This is a genomic window from Niallia sp. NCCP-28 (assembly GCF_023168165.1).
Classification (GTDB): Bacteria; Bacillota; Bacilli; order Bacillales; family Cytobacillaceae; genus Niallia.
The window spans coordinates 1-4,325 of sequence record NZ_BQYJ01000025.1 but is presented as its reverse complement, the minus strand read 5'-3'; the positions used below and the strand labels follow the sequence as shown (position 1 = coordinate 4,325).

The following is a 4,325-nucleotide window of genomic DNA, read 5'->3' as shown; positions in this document are numbered from 1 at the left end:
CGAAAAGAATCAAAGCATCATGCTTTGATTCTTTTTTTCTAATAAATAATTTCAGCTTTGAGATTTTATTCTGCACATGTTAAAGCACCTAAATACTTCCCTTATTTAATCTTTGATTCCTATACATATCTAATGGGCAGTTTTCTTTCTTTATTAATTCTATGTTATAGGAAAAAAATTAAGATAATAGTTATGCAAAGTAAAAAATGCTCCAGTGCTTTAAACACTGGAGCATTTTTTACTTTATGCTTTCACTTTTGGGAAAAATTTTGGCAAATGTTCTTTATGTGCTTCTAACATTTCATTTAAGATCGTTTTACCAACTTTATCAGAAGGTACAAGAGGATTAATGGTCATAGCAAGCAAAGCCGTATCATAGTTGCCTGTCACGGCTGCTTCTGCACTTATCCGTTCAAATGATTTGATTTGTTGGACTAGTCCTCGAACTGCGACTGGTAGATCCCCATTAATGATTGGTTTTGGACCTTCTTTTGTAATAACACAGCTTACTTCCACAGCAGAATCATATGGAATACTTGCAATCGCTCCATTGTTAATTGTGTTAACGGGTTGAATATCGCGTTTATCATTATAGATGGAGGAAATTAAACGAACCGCTGCATCACTGTAGTATGCTCCACCACGTTTCTCTAATTGAGGCGGCTTAATTGTTAAATTAGGATCTTTGTAAAGTTCGAATAGTTCTTCTTCAAGCTTTTTCACTACTTCCGCTCTTGTTGTTCCTTCATTAAAGTTTTTTAACTCTTTTTGCAGCATTTCATCTTTTTTATAGTAGTACATATGATACGGGCAAGGTAAGGCGTTCAATGCTCGGATAAATTCCGGCTCCCATCCTTGTCCCTCTATATTTTTAACAAAGCTGCTGTTTTCTGGATTTGTTAAAAGATTAATTACTTTATCTTTTACACTCACTCCATCTAGATAGATATCTAATCCATATACCATATGGTTTAGTCCAGCAAAATCAATTCGAATGCGAGAATGATCTACCTCTAGCAGTTTTGCCACTCCCATCTCTATACCGATAGGTACATTGCATAGGCCGACAATTTTCTTGTGATCAGTGTAGCGGAGCACTGCCTCTGTCACCATTCCAGCAGGATTTGTAAAGTTAATTAACCAAGCATCTGGGCAAAGTTCTTTAATATCTTTTACAATTTCCAAAATAACTGGAATGGTACGCAAGCCCTTAAATAATCCACCTGGCCCATTTGTTTCTTGTCCTAATACACCGTGGCTTAATGGAATTTTTTCATCTTTCGCACGAGCATCCAACAGGCCTACACGAAATTGAGTAGTAACAAAGTCAGCACCTTTTAAAGCAGATCTTCTATCAAGGGTTAAATGAACTTCAATTGGAAGGTTAGCTTTTTCAATCATCCTTTTTGCGAGACTTCCGACAATTTCTAATTTTTCTTTTCCGGCTTCAATATCTATAAGCCATAATTCTCTAACCGGCAATTCATCGTACCGCTTTATGACTCCTTCTACTAATTCAGGAGTATAACTAGATCCCCCACCAATGGTTACAATTTTGACTCCTTGTTTCATGCTCTCTGCACCTCCGCTTAATTTAGCAGCCAATAAGTTGGTTGCGGTTTCAAAATTTCTATTGCAAAGATTTAAAATGATTGTGTCTCTTTAGCTTTCACCTTTAGACTAAGAAAGTAAAAGAGCTTATATATGAATTGTATCTGCATTTAGTAAGGCGGTAAATAAGGAAGGAGCATCTAGTTTTTAATAACGAAAGAAGTTATTTGTTACATAAAAGTAACAGCATGTATTTCGTTTGATGGGTATGTTAAGATCAGACTATAAAAATTTTTAGCAGTTATAAAAAAGGCGAAATTACTTTATAGAAGGAGAATCTGATATAAATGTTTACACATGATATAATCGCTTCATTTAATGAGTTAGAAACGTCTTTATATAACTACATTTGTCAAAATGGTGATAAAGTTTCCTATATGCGTATCCGGGAACTGGCAGATGAAACTCATGTGTCAACAGCTACCATTTTACGTTTTTGCCGAAAAATAAATTGTGAGGGTTTTTCAGAATTTAAAGTAAAGCTTAAAATGCATTTAGGAGAAAGTAAAAAAACTGTGCTAAAAAGCCCTCAACATTCGATAATGGGGTTCTTTGAGCGGACGTTAAAGGGAGATATAGAGGAAAACATAAGCAATGCTGCAAGTATAGTGAATAAAGCGGATAACATAATCTTTATTGGGATAGGAAGCTCAGGTATTCTTGCTGAATACGGAGCAAGATATTTCTCAAGTGTAGGCAAATTTTCATTGTATATTAAAGATCCTCTTTTTCCCATTCATTCTAGTTTTCGTCATAATAGTGCAACAATTGCTTTATCCGTTTCTGGAGAAAATAATTTTACCGTTACTCATCTTAACCAACTGAAACAAGAAGGAAGTAAAATTATTAGCATTACAAATAATAAACATTCGACTATTGCCAAAATCTCTGAAATAAACATTCCTTACTATGTAACAGAGGAATTTTTTGAAAACGCAAATATCACTACTCAAATACCAGTTCTGTATATCTTAGAATCAATGGCTCGTGAAATATATAAACTTAATAAATAGTAGTTACTGTTTTCATACTGCAATATCAAAGCAGCCTGACGAGGATACTTAATCGGAGTCAGGCTATTTGACTTTGCTTAAAACTGTGTGCACCGCAAAATCCTTTGTTGGCAAACATTCCTACTAAACGTTTCTGTTGATTAACAGAAAAAGAGTTCCTGTAACGTAAAACACTTTCTTATAAAAAGTAAGAAGACAAGATTAATTTATTAAAAAGTGTCGGGAGGAAATAAGTATGAAAACAATTATGCTAGTATGTGTAGCAGGAATGAGCACCAGTTTAATGTTTTTAAAAATGAAAAAAGCAGCTGAAGCAAAAAATATTGAGGCAGATATTTTTTGCAAATTCTTCCTCAGAATTTGATGTTGCATTAGCAAATGAAGATGTGAGTGTAGTGTTTGCTCGGACCCCAAGTGAAAATTTTATGCAAAGATAATTTGCGCCTAAATTAGAGCGGGAAAGTATCCTAATTGGTACTATTAATGTAATGTGCAGTATTATGGAGTGGTGAATGGAGAAAAAGTATTAGAACAAGCACTAAATTTAATTGAAGGCTAATATACCATAAAAGAGGAAGGGGTGGATACATTCTTCTTCCAAAAAATATTGTGAAGAGAGTGCTATGGCATGCAAAAATTTATTGAGGCATTAGAGCACAAAATGGTTCCTATTGCATTTAAACCTGATAGCAATCAATATATTACCGCAATTAAAGGTGGTTTTTTGGAGTGATGTCTCTTCTTGTTATTGGATCAATCTTTTTGCTGTTGAGAAATCTTCCAATTAACGAATATGCAGATTTTATGGCATCTATCATAGGAAAGAGTTGGTCAATGTATTTTAGTTTTATATGATTTTACGATGACTATTATGACCATGGAACGCTTTTTATATAGGAGCTTCCGAAAAAATAGGTCTCTCTATTGGGGCATGTGTGATTATTGGATAAATGCTTTTTTTGTTGATTAATAGTTTATTATTAAAAAAATCGACCTGCTTTTGAATCTACTATTACAATTGTTGTATGGGGATTTATTCTCGGTTGTTGTTCTACCTTACTAATCTATCTTTATTGTCAAAATGGCTGTTTTTTGATAGGAATAAGATTGATAAGAATAGGAATCGGTATTTATTTGATTTCTAGATTTTTTGCTATGTCATATGATGCCCTTTGTTAAGAGAATAGGTCTAAAAATCAAGCAATCCTTGAAGGAGTAAGGTTGTGGGGCCAGTAGGGATGAGAAGTGTGGTATTTATTTTCTTTTTGGAGATTTTTATTCGTATTTGCAATAAAGGTGCAGGAAAAGTACTTTTAAAAATGTAGACTTTAAAGTTGAGTGAATATAGCTACTATTTTATTTTAATTTATGAAACTCATTTTAATCTAATAGAAATAGTATAAATGGTGGGAAAAAGATACTGAGGAAGGGAACGTGGTCCTTGATTAATGTTTAATAATATTTAGGGTAATAAATAATGATTATGTTTATAATAGAGATACACATAAATAAGATGTGAAAAAAACATTGACGAATTGAGTTATTCTTGCTATTATATAAAAGTTGCTTCTGACAGCAACGAAAAAATATAAACATAACTTATCAACAACAATTTGATAGAAAAAACTTTTTTAAAAAAGTTGTTGACTTAACAAAAGAAGTTATGGTATATTAGTAAAGTCGCTTCTGAGCGATAGAAAC

Annotated in this window: 2 protein-coding genes and 1 pseudogene; 2 read left to right on the top strand and 1 reads right to left on the bottom strand. The window is 33.1% G+C overall.

Annotation, left to right across the window (positions count from 1 at the left end):
- Positions 1-243 precede the first annotated feature (243 nt).
- A complete protein-coding gene (locus NCCP28_RS23330) occupies positions 244-1,572 on the bottom strand; it encodes a 6-phospho-beta-glucosidase (protein ID WP_248563549.1) in 1,329 nt (442 codons plus the stop codon).
- A 326-nt stretch (positions 1,573-1,898) separates the two neighbouring features.
- Here NCCP28_RS23330 and NCCP28_RS23325 point away from each other — a divergent pair, with 326 nt between their 5' ends.
- A complete protein-coding gene (locus NCCP28_RS23325; protein ID WP_248563548.1) occupies positions 1,899-2,624 on the top strand; it encodes a MurR/RpiR family transcriptional regulator in 726 nt (241 codons plus the stop codon).
- A 235-nt stretch (positions 2,625-2,859) separates the two neighbouring features.
- Positions 2,860-3,183: pseudogene (locus tag NCCP28_RS23945) on the top strand (PTS sugar transporter subunit IIB).
- Positions 3,184-4,325 lie beyond the last annotated feature (1,142 nt).

Coding starts and splice junctions, on each gene's coding strand:
- NCCP28_RS23330 (WP_248563549.1), bottom strand. CDS start 1,572: ATGAAACAAGGAGTCAAAATTGTAACCATTGGTGGGGGATCTAGTTAT.
- NCCP28_RS23325 (WP_248563548.1), top strand. CDS start 1,899: ATGTTTACACATGATATAATCGCTTCATTTAATGAGTTAGAAACGTCT.